Below are 24910 nucleotides of genomic sequence, written 5' to 3' on the forward strand. Positions count from 1 at the left end.
TGTCCTTAAATTTTTATTATTTGATTAAGCATGTAAACCAGAATGCATAATGGCAGTAGCACGCAAATCCCGATACCAACGTTCAACTGGATGTTCTTTGGTAAAGCCATGTCCACCTAAGAGTTGTACGCCATCAGTGCCAATTTTCATTGATTTTTCTGCACACAAAATTCGTGCTAAGTATGCTTCACGATGGAAACTTAAACCTGATTCTGCGCGGCTTGCAGCATTCAAAACCAACATTTTCATAGCATCAATTTCAATAGCCATATCCGCGATCATAAATGCAACACTTTGACGGTGGGATATTGGTTCACCAAATGCGGTGCGTTCATTGGCATACTGAATGCAATATTGTTTAACCGCTTGGCATGTACCCACTGCCATTGCACACCACATTAAATTGCCCAGATCAATGAACGCTGAATAATCAAAATCTTGCTCATTTAGTTTAAATGCTGGAGTGTTGTTAAATTTTAGGCTCACAGATTGGGTTGCTTTAAGCCCCATTGCTGGATTTGCTTTATATGAAATCGTTTCATTTCGCTCAACAATGAAAACCTGAGCTGTTCCATCTAAATCTGCGGAAACCAATAAAAGATCTGCCTGCTCACCTAGAATAACGATAGTTTTTTCACCATTAATGACAAAATGATCGCCTTGGCGTGTCGCTTTTGTTTTTAATTGGAAAGGGTTGAAAGCAGGTGTATTTTCCTGAACAGCAAAAGTTGCAAATAGATCATCTTGTTCGCTAAATGCCGACAAATACTTATTTTGAATCTCTGCTGAACCCCACTGTGTAATTGCATTAATGACTGAGAACGTGGAGAGTAATGTAGCTGTTAATGAGAAGTCACCTTGTGCAAGTTGCTCTGCGATCAGCACATTTGTAACCACATTCTTTTCTGAAGCAACGCCGCCGTATTGTTCAGGCAATGCATAATAATTGACACCTAAATCTTTAAATTGAGCCCATAAGTTTTCTGGAAAAGTAGCTTGGTGGTCGGCTGTATGTGCTAGGGGGTAGAGAACTTCATGAGCAAATTGTTGCATCGCATCAACAGTCATCTGTTGTTCTTCAGAAAGGCTGAGATCAAATAACCCTTTTTGCTGATTGGATAGACGTTGAGTCGGAGTATTGGATTTTTGTTTAAAAATTTTCTGTGTAGAGCCCAAGGTTTTAAATCCAGCCTTAGAACCTTGATAAAGCGAGCGTTCGATAATTTTTCTTAGTTTTAATTGATCGATTAAATCACTGCCTGCGAGCTTAGTGATCAAGGCTAAGCCTAAACCTTGCGCTTTGTTTGCGATATCATTCATTGTTGTAAATTCCCTGATGGTTTTTTTATACAACAAGATCGTGACATGTGTTTAGTGAAATGACTATGTCGAAAATGACTAGCTTAAAAGACTTTTTTGACCAAACAGATAAATGGTAATTGAATAGGTATTCTAATGAAATTTAAGATATATTCTTTTTAGTAATTAAATTTTTTATTTAATAAATTGACCATAGTGACACGATAGATCACTATGGTCTTTGTTCCTTAAACATATGATTGGATCATTTTGCGCACATTTGTTTTTGCTTCGATCACAGTCATGAATGTATATGCACCTATAAACTTACGACTGATGAACATAAATTCTTTCGGTGGAACTGAAAAATAGCGCGATGCCATCGACTTGGATGCTCGTTGCATCACACGGCTATGCAGTTGGCTTTGTTTCCAATCATAGCGCTGCTGTTCATCCATAATGCCTGTTGGTAGGTCTGGATTATTGCTATAAGTACTAAAAGCTTCAGTAGCTAGAAGGAACACTTTTGCCATGTCAGGTTTAATGCTTAATGGCATTGCATCGAAAAACTCATAACCTGTCATAGCATTGACCATGGCTTGAGCATCATGATGATAGCCCGCGGTAATTAAATTACGAGCTACCTTGAGGAGTTGATCATCAAATTGACGGATCGCACCGAAGTCTAAAAGAATGATTTTATCTTCAATTTGCGCGCCGTCACCTAAGCGTACTAGGTAGTTACCAAAGTTAGGATCAGTCTGCATCTCGCCCCATTCAAACACTTCACGAACGGCAATTTCAAGCGATGCTTCACCTAATTTGTTGCGACGCTCCTGAGGGAGTGAAAGCATGACTGGGCTATTAATCGGAACACCACGCTCAAAAGTCATACAAAGCACTTGATCTGTACAATATTGATCAATAATTTGTGGAACAACATAACGCGGATCATCTTTTAAACGCGCTCTAAAACGACGTGTTGTTTCAGCTTCAATTTTGTAATTTACTTCACGATGCATCATTTCGCGAACCTCATCAAACCATTGATCAAATTCACGAGTTTGAGGAACCATGCGTGTAAGTTTGAGCATGTTCTTAAACAAGCTCATATCTGAGTCAATTGCGCTTGCTACACCTGGATATTGAACTTTGAGCACCAATTCAAGACCATCAGACTTACGTGTTGCACGGTGAACTTGCGCTAATGATGCGGTGCCTAAAGGCTCATGATCAATGGTAAGATCTTCGAGTTTAGAGCCAAGTTGGTTGCGCAGTTGCTCATGGATCGCAGGCCACGCGAGGGCAACGGTCTGATTATTTAAAGTGTTTAAGGCTTGCGTAATCTCTTCAGGTAGAAAATGTTCACCATATAACGCCATCATTTGACCAATTTTGACGATAGAGCCTTTTAATTTACCGATTTCAGCAACGAGATAGTCAGCTTGTTCTTTCATCGCTTGTTTACGTTTTTTTTCTTTTTCTTCTTCGCTTGAAAAAATAGAACTCGCACTTGAAGCAGCCCAGCGTGTGCCAGCCAGTAGAGAAGCTTTCGCAATCGAAAGACGGCGATCCATTGAAGAAGTTTTTAATTGTTTAAGCTTTTCATTCTGATCTGACATGAAGTTTAGGTCCTTTAAGCGAATCGCGCAGAGAAATCATTGTATTGAATATTACATGTTATGAACGTATTAAAATAGTTCAAGTATTTCAATATCAGGTGTATAAATGGTCAATTTATTCAAACTTAAATAGCCTAAGCTTTTTAAAGTCGATATTTAACTGGGAGTTGAGCTCGAGTAGACAGAGACACGCGATACTCAGAGATGAATAACTTCATTAAGTTGACAACAGTTTCATGAATAAATCCAAGGGCATATGCTTTGATAATAATGACGCTAGGTAAGCTGAAGAAAAAATATTTAACATCATCCAAACTTGGATTTTCAAAAATTTTATGATCCATCAAAAATTGCTTAAGAAATTGTTTTTCTGTTGTGACACGAGGGGAAGAATCATCACTCCAGTAATTTTGACGCATTGCCATTAAATTATTGTGTTTATAACTCATACTTTAACTTTTGAAATTCACTTTAACTTTTATTAGTTTGAGTCTAAATTTTCTTTTTCAAGTCTGGTGAGCTTTTCGAGAGTCAAAAAAAAGCGGGCAAAGCCCGCTTTTTTTAACAGTTAATTAAACTGCTACGATGTCAACAGCGTTAGGACCTTTAGGACCTTGAGTTACGCTGAATTCAACTTGTTGGCCTTCAGCCAAAGTTTTAAAGCCTGAACCTTTGATTTCGCTAAAGTGAGCAAAAACGTCAGGACCGTTTTCTTGTTGGATGAAACCGAAACCTTTAGTTTCGTTGAACCATTTAACTGTGCCTTTAACAGTATTAGACATAATAGGAATCCTAATAAAACTTTAATGTTATGAGTTTGAACTCAATGATGTAACTTGGAAAAAAAATGAAACTTAAAATCTGAAACCAAACGTAGGATTATGACTAACACTGCGAAATAAAAGATTTAATGAAACAACATAAATTTTCTAGTTGGCTTCGAGTATACACGATTATTTTCAATATCGTTAGTTTTAATCAACTTTCTCGCTATTTTAAAACCTGAATGAGTAGACCTTATTCAATGGATAATTCTAACTATTCAAATTTTCAATACAAATTTGCCGAATAACACGGATAGAACTTTTTATTAATAGGATAAAACAAGGTATCATAGAGCGTTTTTAAAAAATTGACCTTGGAGACGCCTTAAGTGGATCGACCGACTATTAGCCCTGAACATCTACAGGAAGCCGCTGAAAACTTAACAACTATTCGAGATTTTATTCGTTTTGGAGTTACAGCATTACGTCAATACGATGCACACTTAGGTCAAGGTACTGAAGATTATTTTGCTGAAAGTTCTGCTTTAGTTTTACAAACTTTGTCACTAGACTGGAATGCCGATGCTGAGATTTTAGACTCAAAATTGCTGCCAAGCGAAGTTGCGGAATTCTTGAGTTTACTCGAACGTCGTATCAATGACCGTGTTCCTACTTCATATTTATTAAATCTTGCTTATTTCTTTGGTAAACCATTTTATGTAGATGAGCGTGTACTGATTCCACGCTCACCAATCGTTGAGCTAATTGAAAATCGTTTTGCACCTTATTGTTTGACTGAAAATGGTGAAATGGGTGAAGCGGTCAATAATTTGCCAGTGAATCCAAATCCTAAAACTCCACAGCGTATTTTGGATATGTGTACTGGCTCTGGTTGTATCGCAATTGCTTTGGCATATGCATTCCCTGATTCTGAAGTCGATGCTACTGATATTTCAAAAGAAGCCCTTGAGGTTGCTCAAATCAACTGTGAGCATCACAATAAACAGTATCAAGTCGCTTTATTGGAATCTGATCTTTTCGCTAAAATACCTGCTGAAAATCAATACGATTTAATTATTTCTAATCCGCCGTATGTCGATGCTGAAGATATGGCAGATTTACCAGATGAGTTTCATCACGAGCCAGAATTGGCATTGGCAGCGGGTCAAGATGGTTTGGATCTTGTGCGTAAAATGCTGGCTCAAGCCGCAGACTATTTAACTGAAGATGGTTTAATCGTCATTGAAGTGGGCAACTCAGAATGGGCGATGAAGCAAAACTTTAATACTGTTGATTTCTACTGGTTGCAATTCCAACGTGGTGGATCAGGTATTTTTGCACTGACTGCAGCACAATGCCGTCAATATCGTGATTTATTCATTCAATCTATTCAAGTTTAAAGGAGTTGTTGAACATGGCTGGCAATAGTATTGGACAATTGTTCCGTGTAACAACTTGTGGTGAATCTCACGGTGTTGGTTTGATGGCGATTGTAGATGGAGTTCCACCAGGTCTGAAGTTATCAGCTGAGGACTTACAAATAGACTTAGATCGTCGTAAACCAGGTACCTCTAAATTTGCAACACAACGCAAAGAACCAGATGAGGTTGAAATTATTTCAGGCGTGTTCGAAGGTAAAACCACTGGGACATCCATTGGTCTTTTAATTCGTAATACAGACCAAAAATCTAAAGATTACGGTAATATCGCACAAACCTTCCGTCCAGGTCATGCAGACTATACTTATACACAAAAGTATGGTTTCCGTGATTACCGTGGTGGTGGTCGCTCAAGCGCACGTGAAACAGCGATGCGTGTTGCAGCGGGTGCAATTGCTAAAAAATTCTTATTTGAAAAATTTGGTATTGAAATCCGTGGGCATGTAACTCAAATCGGAACTGAAAAAACAGCAAAATTAGATTGGAATGAAGTGCCGAATAATCCATTCTTTTGTGGTGATGTTGATGCCGTACCACGCTTTGAAGCACTTGTGACATCATTGCGTGAAAAAGGAACAAGCTGTGGAGCACGACTTGAAATTATTGCTTCTAAAATACCCGTAGGCTGGGGAGAACCTGTTTTCGACCGTTTAGATGCTGATATCGCTCATGCGATGATGTCAATTAATGCGGTTAAAGGTGTAGAGATTGGTGATGGTTTTGGCGTGGCTGAACAATTTGGTCATGAAACACGTGATGAACTGACAACTGATGGCTTTTTAGCGAATCACGCTGGTGGTATATTAGGTGGTATCTCAAGTGGTCAAGATATTCGTGTATCAATTGCACTAAAACCTACTGCTTCTATTACCACACCAGGCAAAACGATTACCATTAATCGTGAAGATACGGATGTTCTTACTAAAGGTCGTCACGATCCTTGTGTGGGTGTTCGTGCGACACCAATCGCTGAAGCGATGCTTGCAATCGTGTTAATGGATCACTTTATGCGTCATCGTGCCCAAAATGCCGACGTTGTTGCGCCATTTGAGCCAATTTAACCAAAGTAAAAAAGCGTATGATGTAAAAGCCAGATGATTGATCTGGCTTTTTAATATAATTTTAAAATTGCAATTGAACGTTTTATGGGGAATTCAATTGAAAATAAGGATATTGGTTGGGGCGATGGTCCTATGCGGATTATCGTATAGTTATGCGAATGGCTTAACACAATCTCAGTTTGATATTGAAGTGAAGTCAATTTATAACGAAATTGAAGCGAGTCAAATTCGATTACATCAATCGGTCGATAGTAAGCAGAATATTTCGTTGATCATTCAAAGAGCTTGTGAATATGCAGATGCATTAAATGCTTTAGAGCGAATAGCACAAAAGAATATTCATATGGCTAAAGCAAAAGAAGAAGCATTATTTGCAAAAAAAATGAGCAATTCTTTTGAGTTATCATTCCTAGATTTAGGAACAAGTTATCAAAAAAGTTGTAAGCCTTAAAAAAAGCCAGTTCAACGAACTGGCTTTTTAGTGAATAATTCATTTATTCGATAGTTTGACCTGTATAACCTTTGATAAATGTTAAGTAAGCAGAAGACTTCTGACCGTCAGCTTGCAGGATGGGACGAGTCACTTCGCCGTTAGCTGTCACGATTTTTAGATCAATTTGTTTTGCGTCTCTAAATGAGTTTAAAAAACTTACAGGAACGACAATAAAATTAGATGAATTCGTTACACCAGCTGCAGTTGCATATTGGGTTGGTTGAATTGTTGAATAGACATAAGGCTGACCATCAACAATAAAGTTCAATTGTTTTATATCGTGCTGTATAGTGTCATTTACATCTGCAGTTATTTTAAAACCATTACGCTTTTCATCATTCCAACGGAGTGCAAGCTCAGGGCAAATTTCATCAGTAGCACAGATGAGAGGTCCTTTGGTTACAACACGTTCTGGATAACTTCCTGCACAACCTGTTAATACAACCAATGCTGAAATAAGCGCTAGTTTGATTTTCATGATTTTACCTATTGTCTTGTTTATTATAACTGTGTACACAATTTGTTAAATCTAACGAAAAATTCTAAAAAATGAAATGCCTAGCAGTCTAATAACACGTTGCAGTTTTGTATCGATGATTAAAAAAAGACCCATAGTGGGTCTTTTTTTACTTTTGCTTAAATTGTTGGTAGCCACTTTTAAATGTTTGATAGGCAAATGATGCATGCCCATCTTTTAAAATGCTATGCGTAATAGCACCTTGATCTGTCACTACAGCAATATCGATAGATTTAGACTGATCAAACATAACGACAAAATTCATTGGTACATCAATGTAATTTGAAGAGTTAATGAGATCGGAATTGTTGACTGATCGTGTATTGGTTTGAGTTAAAGTTGTGTAAGGATAAGTTTGACCATCTAGCGTGAAAATCACTTGCTTGATATCAAAAGATTTTCGATCAAATAGATTGGTATGTACTCTAAATAAATTATTGCTCTGCTGTTTCCAATCAAATGTTAACTCAGTACATGGTTTTGATGGTTCACAAATCACCTGACCACGTGTTTCAATTCGCTTGGCATTTTCTGAAGGTTTAAAATCAATAACATTAGATGCATAAGCTTTTGCAGAACTTGCATTTGGTTTATTGGATACAACGATACACCCACTCAGTGAAAGAGCAGTAAGAATAGATATAAATTGAACTTTCATTATTATCAACCAGTTAAATAGATGTTGTTTTTGTATATGCTAAATTTAGCATACAATCCATATAAATGTTAACCAGTTATCAAAAAATATATATTTATTGTCGTGTTTTGCTATTTTTCTTTTTGTGATGCTTGTCAGGTTGCTTGAATTAAGTTTAAAGGTGGTAAAAAATAATTGATTGAGTCCTTTATGGTCAAACGTTTCTATTTTTGATTGAACACTTTTCAAAAGGTGATATAACTAAAAATAAAGCGTTAATAAAAGAGTATGAAATGAAAACGACTGTGAAATATGTGGTGCTGAAGAGCAAAGACTATCAATTGGGCACTCCATTGTTTGAAGAAACCATCGAGGCAGACTATGCGTATTTCGATTCAATTCCATCAGTCATTCAGTACCAGAATCATGAGTTTAAAGTGAAGTCAAAAGAACTTAATCGAAAGCAAATATTTGATGACTTTGAAGAATCACAAACAATCTTAGTTAAAGTCATCGCACTGAATTAATTTAAAGGCGGCCTTGAGCTGCCTTTCTTATTCTCATCACTATTCATTATCTATTTTATAATATAGTTCTATTTGAAATTAAGCACGGTTCGATATGCACCAAACATTCCCAATCCAAAGTAGGTTAGGTGGATTCTACTTTTTCTATAACACCATTGTGGAATATTATTAACTTAAAATTATATATTTATTAGTGGTTTATATCAATTTTAACGATGCTATAAAAGTCTTAAAAAATCACGTGTAGACTATTTGTAGACTGTTGAGAAGCATGATTTAATAAACTTACTGAAGGTTTATTGGATTAATCATGAAACTCAACAAGTCTAATGTTGATGCTATCCCATTGACGGATTCTGGTCAAAAAATTATCAGAGATAAAGATTTGATCGGTTTCGCGATTCGAGTCACCACGAAATCAAAATCCTATATTGTAGAACGAAGACACGAGGGGAAACTTTATCGAGTCGTGATTGGGAAAGCGAATGAAATATCCGTAAATTCTGCTCGAGCAAAAGCCCAAATGATCTTGGCTCAAATCTCCAATGGGGAATACATTAGTCCAAATGAAAAAGTCAGCGTAAATAATTTTTTAAATATCACTGTTGATGAAGCATTAAAAATTTACATTGATAGAAATGATTTCAAACCTAAAACAATTAGACAGTATAAAAAATACTTTGATTTATACTTAAAGTGGTCAGATCGTAAGCTCTTTGAAATAACAAAAAAAGAAGTCCTGGATAAATTTATCGAAGTATCTGAGCTCAGCAAGTCATCAGCCAATGGTGCTATTTCATTGCTTGGCACAGTCTGGAAATATATTCATGTGCTTTATTCTACCGATGAAAACCCAATTTTAAAAAGCAATCCAGTTGATATTATTGCTGTAACTAAAGGTTGGAATAAGATTGAAAGTCGTAATAGGCACTTAGATAAAAGTATCATTCATAAGTACTACAACGCCGTTTTAAATTATGAGGATGAGCTCAATTTAGAAAATACTGCACGATCCAATACGCATCGAGATATCATCCTATTTACCATGTATACCGGTTGCCGTCGTCAAGAAGTCTGTGGTCTTAAATGGGAAGATGTCAATTTTAAAGAAGGTATAGTTATTTTTAGAGATACGAAAAATGGTTCAAATCATGAGTTTCCAGTAGGGGACCACTTACTATCCGTACTAAAAGAAAGATACTTACTTAAAGAAAATGATTGGGTATTCCCGGCGACTAAACTTCCAACGTCTCATAATATTCACGCTACTGTAGTAGATACTGCACTCAAAAAAATAGGTACCCAAGTTAATTTTTATGTATCGATGCATGATTTTAGACGCACCTTCGCGACGATATGTAATTTACTAAGATTTAATATCTATGTGACTAAACGACTGCTAAACCATACTGCTAGACCGCGTTTAGATGTCACAGGTGGATATGTACAAATACCGATGGAGGAATTAAGAGCTTCCATGAATATGATTGAGGCTGTATACCAAGGAAAAATTGATTGTTTTAACTACGAAAGTGTCTGGGATGAAAGACTCAAACAATTAAAGGCAGGATAAACCTGCCTTTTTAATTATGCGTATTGTGCTGTGCAGGTGACAGTTCTTCTTTTTTCGAAAGCGAGTACATCAGCTTTTCTATAAGCAACTCGACGACCTATTTTGGTGTAGGGAAGTTCAGACCCATCACAGCGCATTCTGGCTAAAGTCCACGGGGAACAATCTAAATATAGAGCTACCAAATCTTGTCCAAACTTTTGATCATCTGGAGCATCTAAAAAAGGTTTTAATAATTTAGATCGTTCATCTTCATTGATATTTTTTAAACTTTTCAAAGCCATGAAAACACCTCTGTTGTTTGTATTTGTTTTTCATTATGCAAATCTGATACATAATTTTTTTTCATTACTTTCTCCAAGTCGCTTCTTTAAACTTTGCATTGATGACCAACGTATCAATTTCACCAATACCAACATTTTCGAAAATATGGGTCATTCGCGTCCCGAATACTGTGAGTGTTCGGGTAATAGAGGAATAGTTGAATTTCACTGTGGCTCACCAGCTTCAGTAAGTGATTCAAGCTCAATACGGCGCTGCTCAATAAGATCTATTAATCTAGGTTGAATAACCGGATCACATGCAGATACATCAATCTCTAGAACATCCAGTTCAGTCAGATCCTCAGCTCGTTGAATACGTACCGCCAATGATGGTTGTTCATTTGAATCATTCAGCTGAACTAAGCGTTTATGGATGGCATCAAGCAGTGGTTTGCGTTGCTCTTCTGTCCATGTTTTGGTGTATCGAACTAAGGTATTGGCTTCAGCAGGTGTATTGGCCTTACTGGCACGATCAACTAGATCAGCGAGCAATGATTGATATTCTCCATCTGCATCTTGATCCTTGTTTTGTGTTAGCTTTTCAGCTTCTTCCTGCAGTCGTTTAAGTTCAGCAATACTTAAATTGCCGGTTGATGATTCTGTATGATGTACACCTGATTGCTTGGTATCAAAGAAACTTTCACGTTTACCAGCAATACGATTGACCAAATCCTGGTAATCATCATCAGCAAGTTTGTCTTTATTGCCTTCCAGGTTGCGCTCAACACCTTGCAACTCATAATCTGAATTACATTTATCAATAGCTTCGATAAATTTCCGAATCGCAGGATCCGTATCATCAAGCACAGGTTCATCTTGCTCAACTGCATCACTCAAATGTTTTCGATGTGTTTCAGCAAAATTCACCAATTCATTTATCTGGTCAGCACTTAATATTGGGTCTGTTTTGACCTGGAAAACCAATCCATCGATTGTTTCAGTGCTACTGGTGTTAGTGATACCTGATTTATACGTATTAAAAACTTCTTCAGAATTAACATCAGATCCATAAATGGTTTTAATTTCCTGCTCAGGCTGTTGGGTAACTGGTGTGTTGACCTGGTCTACATCATTCTTAGCTTTGGTTGATCGTTTCTTTTTGGCCTTACCTGTATTATCGATTGTTGGTGAATAACAAATGACTCGACCAAATAGCTTACCGATTGCCTCTAGTTGTAACACTGCATTTTTATTATCTGCTTGAGCAAAACCATTACGCACACAAGCAAAATATTCCTCATTCTGTTTACTGTATTTAACCAGGGAAACGTGATCAGGATGAACAATAAAGATTTCCTGATCTTCCACTACATCATCAAGCGTTAGAGGCTTAGCAAAAGTAATACCTGCCAACTCCATAGTTTCAACTTTGATAGAGAACTCATAGCCAGGCATTGCAAAGATAGTTGCCGGAAAATTTTCCAGATCGTTGAATTCAAGTAAATCACCAATGGCACGGCACAGAATTTTTTTACCAGCCATCATTGCTTCAAAGGCTTCTTTACCATTTAAAATTTTCATGCTGACCATCCCTCCATATCTGATTTCGCCTGACAGGCGTTTAAAATTTGTTGTTCGTACTTTGTGCCTTTGAAGTAGTCCGCAGGCCGATTTAGATCATTGACGTGATTAGCATTCCGAATATCTCTCAACGCAGCCTGATAATCATTTTCTAGACGTGCTTCATTTTCAGCATGTAGCTGCTGTTCATTAGCTCGTTGTGCTTGTTGGTTACGCTGGATGATTGCGCGAATGCCTGCGCATGTTTCATCAAACTTCTGCTGTTGAACATCGTGAAGACTATTTAGACCTCGTTTGGCACAATACTTTTCAATATCAATTCCAGCTTGTTGCATAAGTGCCTCAAGTTCTAAGAATTGATTGCCATTGATACACGCATTAGCAGATCCAGAGTTCAACCATTGTTTAAGTAGTACACCAGCCTGTTCAGAAAGAAGCATGGGTTCATTAAAAATGCGGGTACGATCTTTTGTTCTAACTGCATAGTTATCGTGAGTTAGATCCAGAACGGTGGTGAACTCATATTCAATACCATCACGCTGTTCAGCTTTCATCCCCACTTTTTCTACTTTCTTTTTACCGTTACCTGCATCAACCTGAACCGTATCCATCTTGCTGCGCATGGTCACAATGATATTGATGCTAGATTGAAGCATTGCATCGATAAACTTACGGTGTCTTGGTGTAACTTGGCTCCATGCACCCCAGCTATTACCTTTGAAAGTTGTGCCGGTAAGTTTGTCTACAATCTCCAAACAACCGCCAACGCCAGACCATTCATGAGTAATGCTATCCAGAATTAAGGTATCGAAACCTGCTTTTTCTGCAGCATGAATAGCATCAATAAACTTTTCAGGAGTGTAGGGAGGTTGAATGTTCGCATGCTCAAACTCAACAATATCTTCATACAGCTCAGCACTACTATTTTCTGTATCAGCGACAGCAATTTTCCCACCAATTCCTTTAGCCAAAAGAAGTGCACCTAAGGTTTTACCTGAGCCGGTAGGCCCAGCAAGAGCAAGGCGTAATTTTGCATTTTTACGTTGCGCTTTTTTAAAAAATACAGTCGACATTACACACCCCCTAACATGCGATTCTTATGCATGTGAGTAATCAGCATTTGATTAATGTTGTAATGGTCATTGTGATCTGTGAAATCTGATACTGAATTACCTAATACATCGTGAATTTTGTCGATCGTCAGCGATGTAATCATTGCATCATCAAATTCACTACCAGGTACGCCGTAATCATTCGTGAATTTTTCGTAGTCAAATGACACGTCGAGTGTGTATTCATCAAAACGTATTACAGCGTAGCCAGTCGTTTCAGAGGTCAATTTTAGGGCTGCGACTGATGTTTGATTAGGTATATAGCTTGAGTAGCTAAGCTTCAAATCTGTCGCTTGAGGTTGTTTAGTGAAGACTAATGCACCAACCGTTACACTAGAAACCAATAAACTAACAGCGATGGTATTGAAAGGGGTGAAATTTAAATTCATAATTGATCTCGCAGTTTGCAAAGCACATCGGAAGTTAAGAGAGTCGATGTGCTTTTTTATTGTCTGTGAGATAAATACTACTTAAAGTAGAAATATTGTCAATACTAAGTAGAAAATAATTCTACTTTAAGTTGTTTTATTTTATACTAGGCAAAATAAAACCCACACTGGGTGGGTTGGATGTGGATTTAATCTTAACTAGCTTTAAGCATTTCAAATATTCTTGCTGCACCTTCTTTCTCTGAATTACAGGTGTAAATACTAATATTAGCTTTCGATGCGACTTCCTCTTTTAGTAACTCAATATTTTCTTTCATTCTAGCTAAAGTCTTAAGTGGAACTTGAAGATTGTCATCTGTTGGCATTTGAATAATTAAGTCAAATTTATCGGACACATTGTGAGAATCAAATATTTGGAGATCCATTAAGTTTGATTTCATTCTAGTTATGGTCTGTGATGTACAGACATTAAATTTTGCAGAGTATCTTGATGTATGAAAACCACAAAGGATTTTTACATCTTTTCTAATGGGAATTTTTATATCGAATGATTTTTCATATGATGGGTCAATTTCTAACACTTCATTTTTTATCCGTTTAGACCAACGATTATCTACTTGCTCATTTTCAATAGAACTATCGTCTTGTTCAAACAGACTTTTTAAAGCAACCGCTCCAAGACTTGCAGTCTTATATAGGGCTTGTTTAACTACTCCTTGAATATTTACAGATTGAGATGAATGCCAAGGGCTAATATCAACTCCATCAATGGTTGACTCACCATTATTTTTTAAAATATTTAGTTTAATTAATTTTAAATACCCGTTAAATGACGATGCTTTTGAACCATATAGACTATCAATAACAGTGGGGTGTAGTGCATCAAAAATTTCAATCCTACCATTCACATTCTTAATAACTATGAGTATAGCAATACGTTCCCCACTATTTGGAATTGGCTCAAAATACACAGTTCGCCATTCAGCAAAAAAATCAGGTGCAGAGGGAAATGAAACTTTATTAAACATCATAACCTCCTATTAAGTCCAATTGCTGAGGGTTTTGTGGTGGTTTTATAGCATTTTCAATTAGAACTGCCAACACACTTTGTCTAGCTAGTAAAAAGCTACGCACCCTTTCAAGAATTAAATTATATTCACTAAGTACCGAATTATCTTTAGCTTTTTTAATAAGCGAGTCACAGTTTGTCGCCCACATTTCTTCACTAATTGATTTTTTTATTTTCGACATTAATTTGTGGATGTATACATCATTCTCTCCTTTATAGTGCTGCACAATATCTGAGATGTTAGCAATTTTACTCATCTCACTGATTGATTGCCTCGGGTCTTGAGTAGCAGAAAATGCTTTTTCATGATCAATAAATCTAAAGGATTCGCCATCATATAAAATATTACTATTATTTCTATCTGGATTAGCAATAAGCTCATCAAACGCAACAATAGAATGAAGATTAGGATAATCAAGCAAACATTCTTCGCTTAAATTATGATCACATAAGAATCTTTCAAACGATGGCATTTCATACATTTGAGACCCAAACAAAAAAGTGGGTTCATTCACAACTATCTGAGGGTGGTTGGGTTCAACCAAAACTAGGATTGGCTTTGGGATGGGAATATTAAGCATTAACCCTAATAATGAGCTAATAATCTCGATACATAAACCATCTTTATGATTGCATTTTTTAATATATGCAGGAAATTCTCCTTGATTTGTTGAGACAAACCCAGTCCATAAAGGGTTAGAGCCCTTTTTGCTTACTTGCAAATCAATTAAAGCCCTACCATACAATAAGTGGTTATCTATAAATTCTTCCAATACCATACTGCAATCCACCCTCTATAATTTACTACCCGATCTGTTCTAAAGGCTGCGTCGGGTTCGCAGTTTTAAGCTATATAAAAAGCTGAATGCGCTTAAAATTTTTATTCGCTTCAATTTCAGTTTTATAAAATTTGTCTTTATCGACCGAATCCATAAATTTAACAAATGTGCTAGATTCAATCAGGCGATACAGAAATCTTTCACCCGTCTGAAGTCCCACTGTCAGAAGGTTGTGCTGATAAAGCACATAGCTGATCTTGTGGGAATTGATTTCTATCGTTTGCACATCTAATATCCCCCAAGCCAACAGTAACTCAACGTTTAAACATCCCTGTACAACCCCACCACTTTACCGACCAGTTTGCAGCCATCAATTAAAGCGATTGTTTGTTCAGGCCAGTGAGGATTTAACGGTTGTAGGTAAACATTCCCACTTTCTAATATTAATTTTTTAAACGTGGCTTCAGCATCACCTTCACAAGCAACGATTACAAGATCACCTGTCTTCAAATCCGCCGTTTGAAAATCGGGATTTACATAAATCTTATCGCCTGGTCTAAAGTCAGGCATCATAGATTCTCCGACGACTTCTAAACCGTATCCATTCTTTCCGCATTTAGGATTAGGGGGCAACCATTCTTCAAATTGTGTGCCATTTGGTACAGATTCGACTGAAGTCCAAGTTCCTGCTTGTACCCACGAAATAACTGGAACTAGGCGACCAGCGATAGGGATTGGGGAAGAAATATTTGGTTCTAACCCTGTACCATGAGATAAATAACTTATATCAACATTAAATATCTCAGCTAATACCAATAATTTTTCTTCACGCGGCTTAGCAATACCTAATGTATAACGCCGTGCCATCTCATAAGTAACGTCAATAGCATCTTTTAATTGGGTCACTGATTTTATTGGTGAGCCTTTTTTTTCCATAAGACTTTTAAGTCTAGATGCAAATTCTTGATATTTAACTGTTTGCACTTTGGATCTTTTTCCACTTTCTACCAATGGTAGAAGTTTACCCCTTATTTTTGGTTGCACCAATGCTATTTTTGGTAGTATATTGTCTTCTACTTTAAGTAGTGTTATTGGTTGCATTATGTCATCTCCAAAAAGTGCATTAAAAAAAGCAATTGAAATTGCGGGTAGCAAATCAGCATTAGCTCGTGGACTCGGTATAACGCCTTGGGCTTTAAGTAAATGGAATTTCGATAGAATTCCTGAAGATCGATGTCTGCCAATTGAGGAATTTACAAATGAGTTAGTCAAGGCAGAGCAGTTACGTCCAGATATAAACTGGGCGTTTATTCGTTCTACTAAAAATAGTAATAAAGCATCTGCCTAAAAACACGTTCAAAGGGAATACGAATGAACATCACTGATGCTGCATATAACACAGTTCACGATTATCCAGGCGGAGCAAATGCACTCGCGCCACGTCTTGGTATTAAAAGTCCTGCTGTGCTGAACAGTAAAGTCAATCCAAATACGGAAACACATCATCTAACGCTTGTCGAAGCTTCAAAGTTAATCGCGATCACAGGGGATTGCAGGATTTTGCAAGCACTTAATGCTGAACACGGAAAGGTCTCAATAGATCTTCCTCAGATTCCCGAATGTAGAGATACGGCGCTAACAGATCTAGTTTTAAGCATAGGTAAGGGTGGTGGGGATGTATGTGAAGTCTTTAGAGAAATGATGGCAGATGGACGAATTACACAAGGAGAAGCCTTGGACATGTCTAAAGTCATACATCAACTGCATTTATTTTTAGCAAAGCTGGATTCGCAAATTCATGCATGCGTAGACGAAAAAGCCTGACGGTCGAGGTCAGGCTTCTTCAGGTTATTCAATTCGAGGTAAATCAAATATGAATATGAAATCAAATTTAGCACATCAACCCACTCGAAACAATTTAGATCAGGAAATCTTTGCAGGCGACGTGGTGGTGTTCATGCGCCATATCAAAAGATATTTAAAGCTACTGATAGAAAGTAATGCAAACTGGGACGGGAAATAATATGAGCTTAGATGCAACAAACTGGGCTTGGAGAGTGGAATTGAGCGAAAAGAAAGGTGGTTGTCGTATACCACTGAAACGCCTCATTTTACTCTCATTGGCCGATCGTGCCGGTGAAGACCATTGCTGCTATCCAAGTATGCAACGCCTTGAGAAAGATACTGGCCTTGAGCGTAAAACCGTCCTTAAGATTATTGCTGAACTTCTGGAAGATCATTTGATCTCAGATACTGGAGAACGAAAAGGTTCAACAAAGCGTGTAAAAGTATATCGACTAAATGGCGTAAATGGCCGTGAAACTATGCCTAAAACGGCACAATTACAGGAAAAAAATTTGCCTGAAATAGTGCCAGAAACGGAACAGTACCAAAAACGGAATGATTCCGTTAACGGGACTTTGAATAGTGCCAATAACGGGACTTTGAATAGTGCCGTTAACGGGACACAGAATCTCCCAATGAATCTTCCATTAGAATCTAAAAATAAAAAAGGGTGGCTTTGCTTCAAAAAACTTCGTGAAGAAATTTTTCTGGCTGATCCTGATTTGGATTTTGAAATGCTCATGAACGCAACTTGGGGTGATCGTGAAAAACGAGCATTTGAAATATACAACGCTGGAAAGAATCTCTGTGATGAACTGATGAATTTCCATTTTGCAGATTGGTTGATCAACGCATATCGCACCAAGTACTCAAATTCCACTGGCCATCAGAAACTAAATTCTACTGCAGAACCAAAATACCTCACTGACAAACAGATTCAGGTGTTTGCTCAGAAATTAGCTAAGCATCCAGAGTTTGCTGGTAAATACGCTGAGCCAGGTGAGTCCTATGAAAAACTTGCAGCTCGAATCTCAATGAAACTTGAAAAACCTGAACAGGCTAAAAAGTGGGAATCCTATTTGAAACAGGTAGGTTTTAACGGCGTTTTAATGGGAGGTGTAGCGTGACTGAAGCTGACCGCACGATTACCAACCTGATGATCTTGAGAATCATGTCTTCAACGAATGGAAGAGTCTCTGTGAAACAAATTTTCGATGAGATTCAACCGAACATGGGAATTTCAATCCGTAGCCTGCAACGTTATTTGAATGGACTTGCGAATTGGGGGCTCGTGGAAAAGGATGGCCAAACTCCGCAGGGATTCAGATTGAGCAAATCAGCAAGGGAATTATTTGCTGATATCGCTTTTGGAAAATCAGTATGACAAGTATTTCCCTTGCTGAATATAAAAGCTTATACGGCTCAAAAAGTAAAAATGTACTTAAGTCAAAATCTCCACGCCGTGATAAGCAAATTGAAAGTATGGGAGAGTCGATATTAGCTTTACAACTTAAGGCGCACAGAATCGAATTTGAGAGAGAGTTTAGGTTTCACCCCAAACGTAAATGGAGAGCTGATTTCCATCTAAACTCCAAAAAAATATTGATCGAGGTTGAAGGTGGGATATGGAGCGGAGGTAGACACACTAGAGGCAAAGGTTATATCGACGATATGGAAAAATACAACGCAGCAACAATGATGGGTTACCAGATATTACGGTTTAGTACAGAACAAGTGAAATCAGGTTTAGCAATACAACAAATTGAGAAGATGGTAGGGGAATAGTCATGGTTGTAGCAGAGGCAACGAAACAACATATTTTACAAACAATAGATTGGTCACGTTTTGATTTAGAAGGATGGTTACACCAATTCGGCGCATGGATGAATTCAGTTAGTGGTACATGTAGCCAAAGTATTAATCCGATTGCAGTGGCCATGGATAATGCCACTAAGAAAAGAAAACAGAAAAAACTGACCAATCTACAGGAATCAAAAATCATTGTTGACTTCCTGACTGGTGATTATCAATTACCAAAATTAAAGCAGACAAAAATTGTGTGTCAGATTGATGATAATGAAGCACGCGCCGTACAGCGTTTAATATTAGATATGCAGGGACAATCTGAAATTTTAGATGATTGGATGGATGCAGTTATTGATCGATATTTTTATGGGAATTCTTGGTCTGAAATGGTACGTGAAAATCGTACTCAAGCAGATTCAAGAATGGATGTTAAGTGCGGTTTAGCTGCTTTGCATAGTCGGTATGGATTTATTAAATATTAATAAAAATTTTTAAGACAACCTATTTCATTTAAAGATGAAAGTGCCTTGTAAGGCACTTAGCTTTAACAGTTAATTTATTTTTAATATGTGACAGAATAGCTATCGTTGTTAATTGTGGTAATTAGATACAATTTTGAAGCTAAAAGGTTTTGCTCGGTAAAATAATATTGACTAGGAATTTTTACTGCAATTAAGCATTTTGATTTTCCACATTTTAAGATTTTTATATTTTTAATATTTGGTTCATTTATTTTATTAACTTTATACCATTCAGTTATTTTATCATCTTTAATTTGTGCCATAATAATAGGCCCATTATTTATCATTTTTTTAGCGTCATCGTAGCCATCTTTTTCAACATCCATAAGATAATATATTGATAAAATAAAAATTGCGTATATCAAGATTGAAGTTAAGTAATGGGCTAAAAGCTCTCTAAAACCTTTGTCAATATTAGGTGTATCAATAGTGTTATCCCAGTTGACTTCACGTTTTGCAAATCTGTGTGTACGGTAAATTGATGGCTTAATTCTTCGAATAATAAACTTTAAAAAAAATATAAGTATAATTAAAGGAGAAGAAATTATTAGTAAAAATATAAAAATATAAAAATCAATAATGTTGGAAAGTCGAGGGAATTTATATATAAAATTTGATAGTGCTCTTACTGGAGTGTAAATAAAATTAAGGAATTTAAGTGTAATTTTGAAAATGGAGGTTAGTGCGAAAATTAACAAATAATTAAATGATTTGGTGATGGATTTGGTGATGTTTTCACCGATAAATTTATTTATTAAAGATAAAGTTATAGGAACTAATATACCTAAAATAATTACTTGAAAACCTTGTAAGCCACCATAAACTAAATAATTTTGAAAATCAAAGCCTAATGCTTCATGAGAGTAATCGAAATATTTTACATATGCTTGTATATAAAAATAACCACATGAATATAGAATTATTGATAAGGATGTAAAAAATAAGGCAAGGTCTAAATTAAAATTTGTTTTCAAGTTAAGTTCTCAATGTAATTCTTAATTTTTATTTAAAATTAATCTTTGAAAGTTTCATTCAAAGCATTTTGCACAGCATCTACACGTGATTTACAGGCTCTATATGCTGACATCGATTCTTCAACAATTTTCATCAAATTATCAATATCTGGTTCATCTTGAGACTCAAGGAGCTCGGCGTTCTTTTTGAGAATTTCATAGCCTTCTTTAAACGTTAATTCTTTCTTAGTCATTGCTAGATACCTGAGTCACATTGGCATTGATAATACCATCCTGTAATTCTACTTGAATGCTATCACCTGATATTTGTTGAATAGAACGTATGGCTTTGCCTTGGCTACGGACGATACCAAAACCTTTGGCCATAACATTTTTGGGATTCTGAAGTAATGTTTCGCGCATGAGAGATTCAACTTGCTGAGAAGCCAGCTTAACCTGTTGCTGAGCTAAATATTGAGTGGTGTCTTTAATTAAGTCTAAATTTCGATTAGTTAAACTAATTTGATTATTCGCCAGTGTCTTGATTGACTTTATGTATTGATCATTCTGGCTTTGATACGCCGTGATCTGATGCTGGGATAACAACTTAATAGTTTGTAGAGAATCAGTTACATCTTGGACACGCTCTACAATCAAATTACGTATACCTCCAATGACTTTACTGGGTGTATCAAAAGATCGATGTGCAATTTCATCTAAAATCGTTCGGTCTTTTTCATGGCCAATACCAACCCAGATAGGGACGGAACGCTTACAAAGCAGAGCTGCCAAATCAAAATCATTTAAATATGCTAAATCATTTACAGATCCACCACCGCGTATAAGAACGATGAGATCAGGGGCAACTTCATAATCTTTGACCCATTGCTTAAGGGCAGTTATTAAAGAATCTCGGATACTTGTTGGAGCTGTATTGCCTTGGAAAGTTGCACTGTGATAAACGAAATGGCAGACACCGGCTTTGTCTAATGCGTCAGCATCCTTTTTGAAATCGCCTAAACCTGCAGCATTTTCAGGTGCAATGACCAGGACATTTTGAATATCAAACGGCGTAGGTAGCTGTTTATTTTTATCTGCAAGACCTTCGGTTTGTAATTTTTCTAATGTCTGCTGATAACGCCGTGCTATATCACCTAACGTAAAGCTTGAATCAATATCTTCTACATTAACTGAGAAACCATATTGAGGGTCAAACTTGGCTTTAACTTTTATCAGAACATTAAGATCTCGAGATAACTCAATACCACTTTCACGTTCGAACTTTAGAACCATCTTTTGAGCAGAAGACTTCCAAATAGTCGCTTTACAACTAGCGATCACTTTGTCTGAACCTTCCTCTTTTTCAGCCAGCTCAAGATAATAATGTCCGCTTTTAATATTTAAATTTCTTATCTCTGCTTTGACCCAAACAGGTTCATCAAAGGTGACCCGTATAACTTCTTGAACAGTGGATAAATATTCACTTAAGTTTAGCTTGTAATCAGACATCATTGAGCAGCGAGATGAGGTTACTAAAAATACTAACGAACATATTGTTCAAAGACAATGATGAATGTTTGACCTTGTACAAGGGTTGTGGCATATTTCAGCTATAGTGACCGAAGTGTATGTTGATGCACTAAGTTGATTTAAAAGCTCGCCAAATGGTGGGCTTTTTTGTTATCAATATTTCTTTTTTTGGGTGATAAAGTTACGAAGTTTAGTGTTTTAAACGTTTGTTTGTTCTGAAAGCTTTAATAACAGGCAGTTGTCATTGTTTGTACTTTTAAATAAGGCATAATGGGCTTCTTAAATTTAGAGCTAATTTTTATTTATGGTAGATGTAAACCAGTTAAACAATATTTTTAAAGAAACATTAGCGAATAATAAAAAACCTGAAAGAATATTGATAGGCTACAAGCTATATGCAGAGTTAATGAAAGATAGAAGGTTTTTTGAAGAGGTAGTAGGATCCGCTATGAATCCTAGTAAGCGTACTTATCAAAATATTAAAATTAAGATTACTCAAGATGATAGACAGCTTGAATTAAAATCTTCGGGTTAATGAATTCTTCTAATATAATATTGTAACTTATTGCTAATGCTACGCTTTTAGAAACCGAATATTATTTATGCACAGGACCTAACCTGTTCTTCAATTTTACCTCCTCACCCAGGAGGTATTTTTTTGCCTTTTAAATTATTAACAGTTAATGAATATCTATCAGTTAATTTTATTGTGTTTAAAATCACAAATAAATTGAGATTGGATTATTTACATAATTAATCTTTCATTGAATTAGCAAGTTAAAACACTAAATAAATTCCCTTACATTAACTTTAAATTTCAAGTTTAAATGGGTGTTAATGTGATCTTGGGTTGTAACCGTAAGCAAAACGGAACTATTCAAGTTGAAATCCGGAATTGCGTTTTCCTTTCAATAAACCTGGATGTTTAACATCTAACTTGAATTTCTAACGCATGCATGTATTTGCACCATGCCAACCTAAAGGGCTCGCAGGTAAGAGCAAGCCCTTTTTGAAGTACTTGCCGAACTTATTACGGCACTAAACCTCACTAACGTAATTGTTAGTGGGGTTTCTTTTGTTTGAAATATTGTATTAACGCGGTAGGGACTTATATGACAGATCGTGTACAAGCTAAACAAGATTTACAGTTCTGTTGTGCGGAGCTGGCGAAATATCAAAACCTCAGCCGTTCAGGTCTTAAGCGTCATCAAATGATTGCGATTGATGAAATCATGATTGAGCTTAAGGATCGCATCCGAAACTTACGGAACGTACTACAAAACTGATAAATGTAACTCTAAGTTTAATTTGATTAACTTTGATTGAGTTTGATTGACAGTGTCTAGCCAAGTAAATATAGTTGTGCTAATCCCTTTAGCATTTGCTAATCAGGGTCTTTGTGTCTTAGGGAGTTTCCTTATGAGTTTTTCATTTGGTTTTATTGATACTAATAAAAAAGATCGAGTTGAAAGATCAGGGAAATTGTTTTCGGATGCTGTTGAAGCTTATAAAAAAGCTATGCAGGAAAGTTCTTCTCAGTATAATGAACATAGAAAAAAAGCTGAGGAGCAGTTAGAGCGTGGCGCAAGAATCACAAAACATCGAATCAATCTTTGATTTTTTTTATTTAGATAATCCTAAAATAAAATCTTTTTACGCTCAGCTTAATGGTATGGGGGCTTTGAATAGTCTCAAAAGCTCAACTCAAATTACAGATGTACGTAAATTAGAGGGTTCAGTAGGTTTACCCCCAGTCGCAGGCGGTAAAGTTAATACTGATCACTCAGCTGCTAGTTCGTCTGAACATTTGTACGATGGTATTCCAACGATGCCTCGTGAAATGATTGATAGGCTTGATGAACTAGGTTTTATTCATCAGGAATTAAGTGAGGAGATGCTTGGAAATTTAGTTTTACTTAAGGGTAGACTAGGTGTAATTGACATTGAGGTGACAAAGGGGTTAGTTGAGCCTGCCTTAAATTTCTACCTAAAAGAATTAAATGAAAAAAATACTCATGAAAGTAGAAAACTAGCCAAAGAAATTAAAAGCAATCAGAAGGATGTAACTACTTTATTTAAGGGTATACCTTTTGGATTGGAAGCAAAATTATTATATAAGACAGGCACACAAAATGATAATGGCGTTGATTTATGTAATGAGGTTTGGATGACATTGAATCGGGCTGAAATTGTTGGTAGTCCGTTAGATTTAAATTTTAAACACGGCGAGTTCCTAGCAGGAGATTGGCACGTATTAGGTGTTCTAGACGCACTCCCATTTGATCAATTTACATATGATACTGAACCGAATGAATTTCGTGATGGTATTGTGACTATGTTAAATGTTGTGAGGATGTTTGCGGGAAGACCTGAAACAGCCTATGGCATTACACCAATAGCAATATTTAGGGTTCTCAAACCTAAGGTTAAATAATTCTATAAACCTCCTTCGGGAGGTTTTTTAATGGGTGAAATTTATGAATGAAGTCGGACAAGCCATACCAGTTCGACCATACCCACCAAAAGAAATATTCGATTTAGATACGCCTAACTTTATCCCAGCACCAGAACTGTGGGCATGGATTAAAGCTGTATTTCTAAATGAACATTCTGAAGTATTTAACCCTGATCATATTCACCTGGACTCATTTTACTGGCCACAGATCGCCGTGATGTGGGCAAACGGCGGATTTATCAAACAGGGGCGCTTTGTCGTTGGTCAAGCTGAGAAAGTCATGATCAATGTGGGTGGATGGAAGAAAGCACGCCAAGAGGAACAATTTGAGCAATGGTTCGGTCAAGTTCCTGAATACCTCATTACCGTTGATGCCAAATTTGCCCAAGTGGCGAACGACATTGCCTTTTGTGCACTGGTTGAGCATGAGCTATACCACATTGCACATAAGCGTGATGAATGGGGTATCCCACAATTTAACCGTGAAACAGGTTTACCAAAGCTTGAGATCAAAGGGCATGACGTGGAGGAATTCACTGGTGTGGTACGCCGTTATGGTGCAAGCGAAGAAGTACAAACCATGATTGATGCAGCAAAACAGCGACCTGAAATTTCAAGAGCCGATATTTACCATGCGTGCGGTACTTGCTTTCTGAAGGTCGTTTAAATTTTTTTGTC

At 36.7% G+C, this 24910-nt stretch carries 33 protein-coding genes; 16 read left to right on the forward strand and 17 right to left on the reverse strand.

Features of this window, described 5'->3' with window-relative positions; all coding sequences use genetic code 11:
- Positions 1-24: 24 nt before the first annotated feature.
- The 4 genes from AC1M9E_RS06845 to AC1M9E_RS06860 form a co-directional block, all read right to left on the reverse strand.
- Positions 25-1320: an acyl-CoA dehydrogenase family protein gene (locus AC1M9E_RS06845; protein ID WP_092766330.1), complete on the reverse strand. Its 1296-nt coding sequence runs from the start codon at positions 1318-1320 to the stop codon at positions 25-27.
- A 227-nt stretch (positions 1321-1547) separates the two neighbouring features.
- Positions 1548-2921, reverse strand: coding sequence for an ABC1 kinase family protein (locus AC1M9E_RS06850; protein ID WP_488225164.1), 1374 nt, complete (start codon positions 2919-2921; stop codon positions 1548-1550).
- A 143-nt stretch (positions 2922-3064) separates the two neighbouring features.
- Positions 3065-3370: a hypothetical protein gene (locus AC1M9E_RS06855; RefSeq protein WP_488225165.1), complete on the reverse strand. Its 306-nt coding sequence runs from the start codon at positions 3368-3370 to the stop codon at positions 3065-3067.
- 123 nt (positions 3371-3493) lie between these two features.
- Positions 3494-3703, reverse strand: coding sequence for a cold-shock protein (locus AC1M9E_RS06860; protein ID WP_035263597.1), 210 nt, complete (start codon positions 3701-3703; stop codon positions 3494-3496).
- Between the two features lie 371 nt (positions 3704-4074).
- On the opposite strand from AC1M9E_RS06860, the gene prmB reads away from it, so the two are divergent.
- The 3 genes from prmB (at position 4075) to AC1M9E_RS06875 (ending at position 6636) form a co-directional block, all read left to right on the forward strand.
- A complete protein-coding gene (prmB, locus tag AC1M9E_RS06865) occupies positions 4075-5085 on the forward strand; it encodes a 50S ribosomal protein L3 N(5)-glutamine methyltransferase (RefSeq protein ID WP_481608537.1) in 1011 nt (336 codons plus the stop codon).
- A 14-nt stretch (positions 5086-5099) separates the two neighbouring features.
- Positions 5100-6185: a chorismate synthase gene (aroC, locus tag AC1M9E_RS06870; protein WP_481607395.1), complete on the forward strand. Its 1086-nt coding sequence runs from the start codon at positions 5100-5102 to the stop codon at positions 6183-6185.
- A gap of 97 nt (positions 6186-6282) precedes the next feature.
- Positions 6283-6636, forward strand: coding sequence for a hypothetical protein (locus AC1M9E_RS06875; protein ID WP_481607394.1), 354 nt, complete (start codon positions 6283-6285; stop codon positions 6634-6636).
- Positions 6637-6679: 43 nt separating this feature from the next.
- On the opposite strand, the gene AC1M9E_RS06880 is transcribed toward AC1M9E_RS06875, so the two are convergent.
- Both AC1M9E_RS06880 and AC1M9E_RS06885 read right to left on the reverse strand, forming a co-directional pair.
- Complete coding sequence (locus tag AC1M9E_RS06880) at positions 6680-7156, reverse strand: hypothetical protein (protein ID WP_035263591.1); 477 nt, start codon at positions 7154-7156, stop codon at positions 6680-6682.
- Positions 7157-7304: 148 nt separating this feature from the next.
- Positions 7305-7853, reverse strand: coding sequence for a hypothetical protein (locus tag AC1M9E_RS06885; protein WP_092766323.1), 549 nt, complete (start codon positions 7851-7853; stop codon positions 7305-7307).
- 272 nt (positions 7854-8125) lie between these two features.
- Between AC1M9E_RS06885 and AC1M9E_RS06890 the strand changes: the two genes are divergently transcribed.
- Both AC1M9E_RS06890 and AC1M9E_RS06895 read left to right on the forward strand, forming a co-directional pair.
- Positions 8126-8359, forward strand: a complete 234-nt coding sequence (locus AC1M9E_RS06890) for a hypothetical protein (RefSeq protein WP_035270711.1) — start codon at positions 8126-8128, stop codon at positions 8357-8359.
- Positions 8360-8669: 310 nt separating this feature from the next.
- Entirely contained in the window at positions 8670-9932 is a 1263-nt protein-coding gene (locus AC1M9E_RS06895) for a tyrosine-type recombinase/integrase (RefSeq protein ID WP_488225166.1), read from the forward strand.
- 14 nt (positions 9933-9946) lie between these two features.
- Here AC1M9E_RS06895 and AC1M9E_RS06900 read toward each other — a convergent pair whose 3' ends face one another.
- The 8 genes from AC1M9E_RS06900 to AC1M9E_RS06935 form a co-directional block, all read right to left on the reverse strand.
- Positions 9947-10213 (reverse strand): helix-turn-helix domain-containing protein, encoded by a 267-nt coding sequence (locus AC1M9E_RS06900; protein WP_481588177.1) that lies wholly within the window; start codon positions 10211-10213, stop codon positions 9947-9949.
- A 204-nt stretch (positions 10214-10417) separates the two neighbouring features.
- Positions 10418-11773: a hypothetical protein gene (locus AC1M9E_RS06905; RefSeq protein ID WP_488225167.1), complete on the reverse strand. Its 1356-nt coding sequence runs from the start codon at positions 11771-11773 to the stop codon at positions 10418-10420.
- Positions 11770-12846 carry an ATP-binding protein gene (locus AC1M9E_RS06910; protein WP_488225168.1) on the reverse strand — a complete coding sequence of 359 codons (1077 nt, stop codon included), beginning with the start codon at positions 12844-12846 and terminating at the stop codon, positions 11770-11772. The genes AC1M9E_RS06905 and AC1M9E_RS06910 overlap by 4 nt, the downstream gene beginning before the upstream one ends.
- On the reverse strand, positions 12846-13274 hold the full coding sequence (locus AC1M9E_RS06915) for a hypothetical protein (protein ID WP_488225169.1): 429 nt from the start codon (positions 13272-13274) through the stop codon (positions 12846-12848). The genes AC1M9E_RS06910 and AC1M9E_RS06915 overlap by 1 nt, the downstream gene beginning before the upstream one ends.
- A 194-nt stretch (positions 13275-13468) precedes the next feature.
- Positions 13469-14302 carry a hypothetical protein gene (locus AC1M9E_RS06920; RefSeq protein ID WP_481609601.1) on the reverse strand — a complete coding sequence of 278 codons (834 nt, stop codon included), beginning with the start codon at positions 14300-14302 and terminating at the stop codon, positions 13469-13471.
- A complete protein-coding gene (locus AC1M9E_RS06925) occupies positions 14295-15122 on the reverse strand; it encodes a HipA family kinase (protein ID WP_481609602.1) in 828 nt (275 codons plus the stop codon). The genes AC1M9E_RS06920 and AC1M9E_RS06925 overlap by 8 nt, the downstream gene beginning before the upstream one ends.
- A gap of 70 nt (positions 15123-15192) precedes the next feature.
- Entirely contained in the window at positions 15193-15408 is a 216-nt protein-coding gene (locus AC1M9E_RS06930; protein ID WP_481609603.1) for a hypothetical protein, read from the reverse strand.
- 35 nt (positions 15409-15443) lie between these two features.
- Positions 15444-16223 (reverse strand): LexA family protein, encoded by a 780-nt coding sequence (locus AC1M9E_RS06935; RefSeq protein ID WP_481609604.1) that lies wholly within the window; start codon positions 16221-16223, stop codon positions 15444-15446.
- Position 16224: 1 nt separating this feature from the next.
- On the opposite strand from AC1M9E_RS06935, the gene AC1M9E_RS06940 reads away from it, so the two are divergent.
- The 6 genes from AC1M9E_RS06940 to AC1M9E_RS06965 all read left to right on the forward strand — a co-directional run bounded on the left by AC1M9E_RS06940 (position 16225) and on the right by AC1M9E_RS06965 (position 19255).
- Positions 16225-16470, forward strand: coding sequence for a Cro/CI family transcriptional regulator (locus AC1M9E_RS06940; protein ID WP_481609605.1), 246 nt, complete (start codon positions 16225-16227; stop codon positions 16468-16470).
- Between the two features lie 23 nt (positions 16471-16493).
- Positions 16494-16946 (forward strand): phage regulatory CII family protein, encoded by a 453-nt coding sequence (locus AC1M9E_RS06945; RefSeq protein WP_035265469.1) that lies wholly within the window; start codon positions 16494-16496, stop codon positions 16944-16946.
- Between the two features lie 200 nt (positions 16947-17146).
- Complete coding sequence (locus tag AC1M9E_RS06950) at positions 17147-18094, forward strand: helix-turn-helix domain-containing protein (protein WP_481587467.1); 948 nt, start codon at positions 17147-17149, stop codon at positions 18092-18094.
- Entirely contained in the window at positions 18091-18351 is a 261-nt protein-coding gene (locus tag AC1M9E_RS06955) for a hypothetical protein (protein WP_481587466.1), read from the forward strand. The genes AC1M9E_RS06950 and AC1M9E_RS06955 overlap by 4 nt, the downstream gene beginning before the upstream one ends.
- Entirely contained in the window at positions 18348-18752 is a 405-nt protein-coding gene (locus tag AC1M9E_RS06960) for a DUF559 domain-containing protein (RefSeq protein ID WP_481587465.1), read from the forward strand. The genes AC1M9E_RS06955 and AC1M9E_RS06960 overlap by 4 nt, the downstream gene beginning before the upstream one ends.
- Positions 18753-18754: 2 nt before the next feature.
- Positions 18755-19255 (forward strand): hypothetical protein, encoded by a 501-nt coding sequence (locus tag AC1M9E_RS06965; RefSeq protein ID WP_481587464.1) that lies wholly within the window; start codon positions 18755-18757, stop codon positions 19253-19255.
- Positions 19256-19335: 80 nt separating this feature from the next.
- Here the strand turns inward: AC1M9E_RS06965 and AC1M9E_RS06970 are convergent, their stop codons facing one another.
- Genes AC1M9E_RS06970 through xseA form a run of 3 tightly spaced genes read right to left on the reverse strand, consistent with a single transcriptional unit; the run spans position 19336 to position 21756 of the window.
- Entirely contained in the window at positions 19336-20268 is a 933-nt protein-coding gene (locus tag AC1M9E_RS06970) for a hypothetical protein (protein WP_488225170.1), read from the reverse strand.
- Between the two features lie 38 nt (positions 20269-20306).
- Positions 20307-20501, reverse strand: a complete 195-nt coding sequence (gene xseB / locus AC1M9E_RS06975) for an exodeoxyribonuclease VII small subunit (protein WP_481587462.1) — start codon at positions 20499-20501, stop codon at positions 20307-20309.
- Complete coding sequence (gene xseA, locus AC1M9E_RS06980; RefSeq protein ID WP_488225171.1) at positions 20494-21756, reverse strand: exodeoxyribonuclease VII large subunit; 1263 nt, start codon at positions 21754-21756, stop codon at positions 20494-20496. The genes xseB and xseA overlap by 8 nt, the downstream gene beginning before the upstream one ends.
- A 325-nt stretch (positions 21757-22081) precedes the next feature.
- Here xseA and AC1M9E_RS06985 point away from each other — a divergent pair, with 325 nt between their 5' ends.
- From AC1M9E_RS06985 to AC1M9E_RS07005, 5 genes are all read left to right on the forward strand, one after another.
- Positions 22082-22312: a hypothetical protein gene (locus AC1M9E_RS06985; protein WP_481587460.1), complete on the forward strand. Its 231-nt coding sequence runs from the start codon at positions 22082-22084 to the stop codon at positions 22310-22312.
- A gap of 577 nt (positions 22313-22889) precedes the next feature.
- The gene (locus tag AC1M9E_RS06990; RefSeq protein ID WP_488225172.1) at positions 22890-23063 is read left to right on the forward strand and encodes a hypothetical protein; all 174 of its coding nucleotides are present in this window, start codon (positions 22890-22892) and stop codon (positions 23061-23063) included.
- 133 nt (positions 23064-23196) lie between these two features.
- A complete protein-coding gene (locus AC1M9E_RS06995; protein WP_488225173.1) occupies positions 23197-23394 on the forward strand; it encodes a hypothetical protein in 198 nt (65 codons plus the stop codon).
- Positions 23357-24211, forward strand: coding sequence for a DUF6414 family protein (locus tag AC1M9E_RS07000; RefSeq protein WP_488225174.1), 855 nt, complete (start codon positions 23357-23359; stop codon positions 24209-24211). Before AC1M9E_RS06995 ends, AC1M9E_RS07000 begins: the two co-directional genes overlap by 38 nt.
- A 43-nt stretch (positions 24212-24254) precedes the next feature.
- Positions 24255-24899 carry a putative metallopeptidase gene (locus AC1M9E_RS07005; protein ID WP_488225175.1) on the forward strand — a complete coding sequence of 215 codons (645 nt, stop codon included), beginning with the start codon at positions 24255-24257 and terminating at the stop codon, positions 24897-24899.
- The last annotated feature ends 11 nt before the right edge of the window (positions 24900-24910 follow it).

This window comes from Acinetobacter sp. 24-47-47 (assembly GCF_057737035.1).

Coding starts and splice junctions, on each gene's coding strand:
- AC1M9E_RS06895 (WP_488225166.1), top strand. CDS start 8,670: ATGAAACTCAACAAGTCTAATGTTGATGCTATCCCATTGACGGATTCT.
- AC1M9E_RS06940 (WP_481609605.1), top strand. CDS start 16,225: ATGTCATCTCCAAAAAGTGCATTAAAAAAAGCAATTGAAATTGCGGGT.
- AC1M9E_RS06905 (WP_488225167.1), bottom strand. CDS start 11,773: ATGAAAATTTTAAATGGTAAAGAAGCCTTTGAAGCAATGATGGCTGGT.
- AC1M9E_RS06845 (WP_092766330.1), bottom strand. CDS start 1,320: ATGAATGATATCGCAAACAAAGCGCAAGGTTTAGGCTTAGCCTTGATC.
- AC1M9E_RS06985 (WP_481587460.1), top strand. CDS start 22,082: ATGGTAGATGTAAACCAGTTAAACAATATTTTTAAAGAAACATTAGCG.
- AC1M9E_RS06920 (WP_481609601.1), bottom strand. CDS start 14,302: ATGTTTAATAAAGTTTCATTTCCCTCTGCACCTGATTTTTTTGCTGAA.
- AC1M9E_RS06855 (WP_488225165.1), bottom strand. CDS start 3,370: ATGAGTTATAAACACAATAATTTAATGGCAATGCGTCAAAATTACTGG.
- AC1M9E_RS06950 (WP_481587467.1), top strand. CDS start 17,147: ATGAGCTTAGATGCAACAAACTGGGCTTGGAGAGTGGAATTGAGCGAA.
- AC1M9E_RS06995 (WP_488225173.1), top strand. CDS start 23,197: ATGAGTTTTTCATTTGGTTTTATTGATACTAATAAAAAAGATCGAGTT.
- AC1M9E_RS06935 (WP_481609604.1), bottom strand. CDS start 16,223: ATGCAACCAATAACACTACTTAAAGTAGAAGACAATATACTACCAAAA.
- AC1M9E_RS06960 (WP_481587465.1), top strand. CDS start 18,348: ATGACAAGTATTTCCCTTGCTGAATATAAAAGCTTATACGGCTCAAAA.
- AC1M9E_RS06850 (WP_488225164.1), bottom strand. CDS start 2,921: ATGTCAGATCAGAATGAAAAGCTTAAACAATTAAAAACTTCTTCAATG.
- AC1M9E_RS06910 (WP_488225168.1), bottom strand. CDS start 12,846: ATGTCGACTGTATTTTTTAAAAAAGCGCAACGTAAAAATGCAAAATTA.
- AC1M9E_RS06860 (WP_035263597.1), bottom strand. CDS start 3,703: ATGTCTAATACTGTTAAAGGCACAGTTAAATGGTTCAACGAAACTAAA.
- aroC (WP_481607395.1), top strand. CDS start 5,100: ATGGCTGGCAATAGTATTGGACAATTGTTCCGTGTAACAACTTGTGGT.
- AC1M9E_RS06890 (WP_035270711.1), top strand. CDS start 8,126: ATGAAAACGACTGTGAAATATGTGGTGCTGAAGAGCAAAGACTATCAA.
- AC1M9E_RS06990 (WP_488225172.1), top strand. CDS start 22,890: ATGACAGATCGTGTACAAGCTAAACAAGATTTACAGTTCTGTTGTGCG.
- AC1M9E_RS06965 (WP_481587464.1), top strand. CDS start 18,755: ATGGTTGTAGCAGAGGCAACGAAACAACATATTTTACAAACAATAGAT.
- xseB (WP_481587462.1), bottom strand. CDS start 20,501: ATGACTAAGAAAGAATTAACGTTTAAAGAAGGCTATGAAATTCTCAAA.
- AC1M9E_RS06915 (WP_488225169.1), bottom strand. CDS start 13,274: ATGAATTTAAATTTCACCCCTTTCAATACCATCGCTGTTAGTTTATTG.
- AC1M9E_RS06885 (WP_092766323.1), bottom strand. CDS start 7,853: ATGAAAGTTCAATTTATATCTATTCTTACTGCTCTTTCACTGAGTGGG.
- AC1M9E_RS06900 (WP_481588177.1), bottom strand. CDS start 10,213: ATGGCTTTGAAAAGTTTAAAAAATATCAATGAAGATGAACGATCTAAA.
- AC1M9E_RS06925 (WP_481609602.1), bottom strand. CDS start 15,122: ATGGTATTGGAAGAATTTATAGATAACCACTTATTGTATGGTAGGGCT.
- AC1M9E_RS06880 (WP_035263591.1), bottom strand. CDS start 7,156: ATGAAAATCAAACTAGCGCTTATTTCAGCATTGGTTGTATTAACAGGT.
- AC1M9E_RS07005 (WP_488225175.1), top strand. CDS start 24,255: ATGAATGAAGTCGGACAAGCCATACCAGTTCGACCATACCCACCAAAA.
- AC1M9E_RS06945 (WP_035265469.1), top strand. CDS start 16,494: ATGAACATCACTGATGCTGCATATAACACAGTTCACGATTATCCAGGC.
- xseA (WP_488225171.1), bottom strand. CDS start 21,756: ATGTCTGATTACAAGCTAAACTTAAGTGAATATTTATCCACTGTTCAA.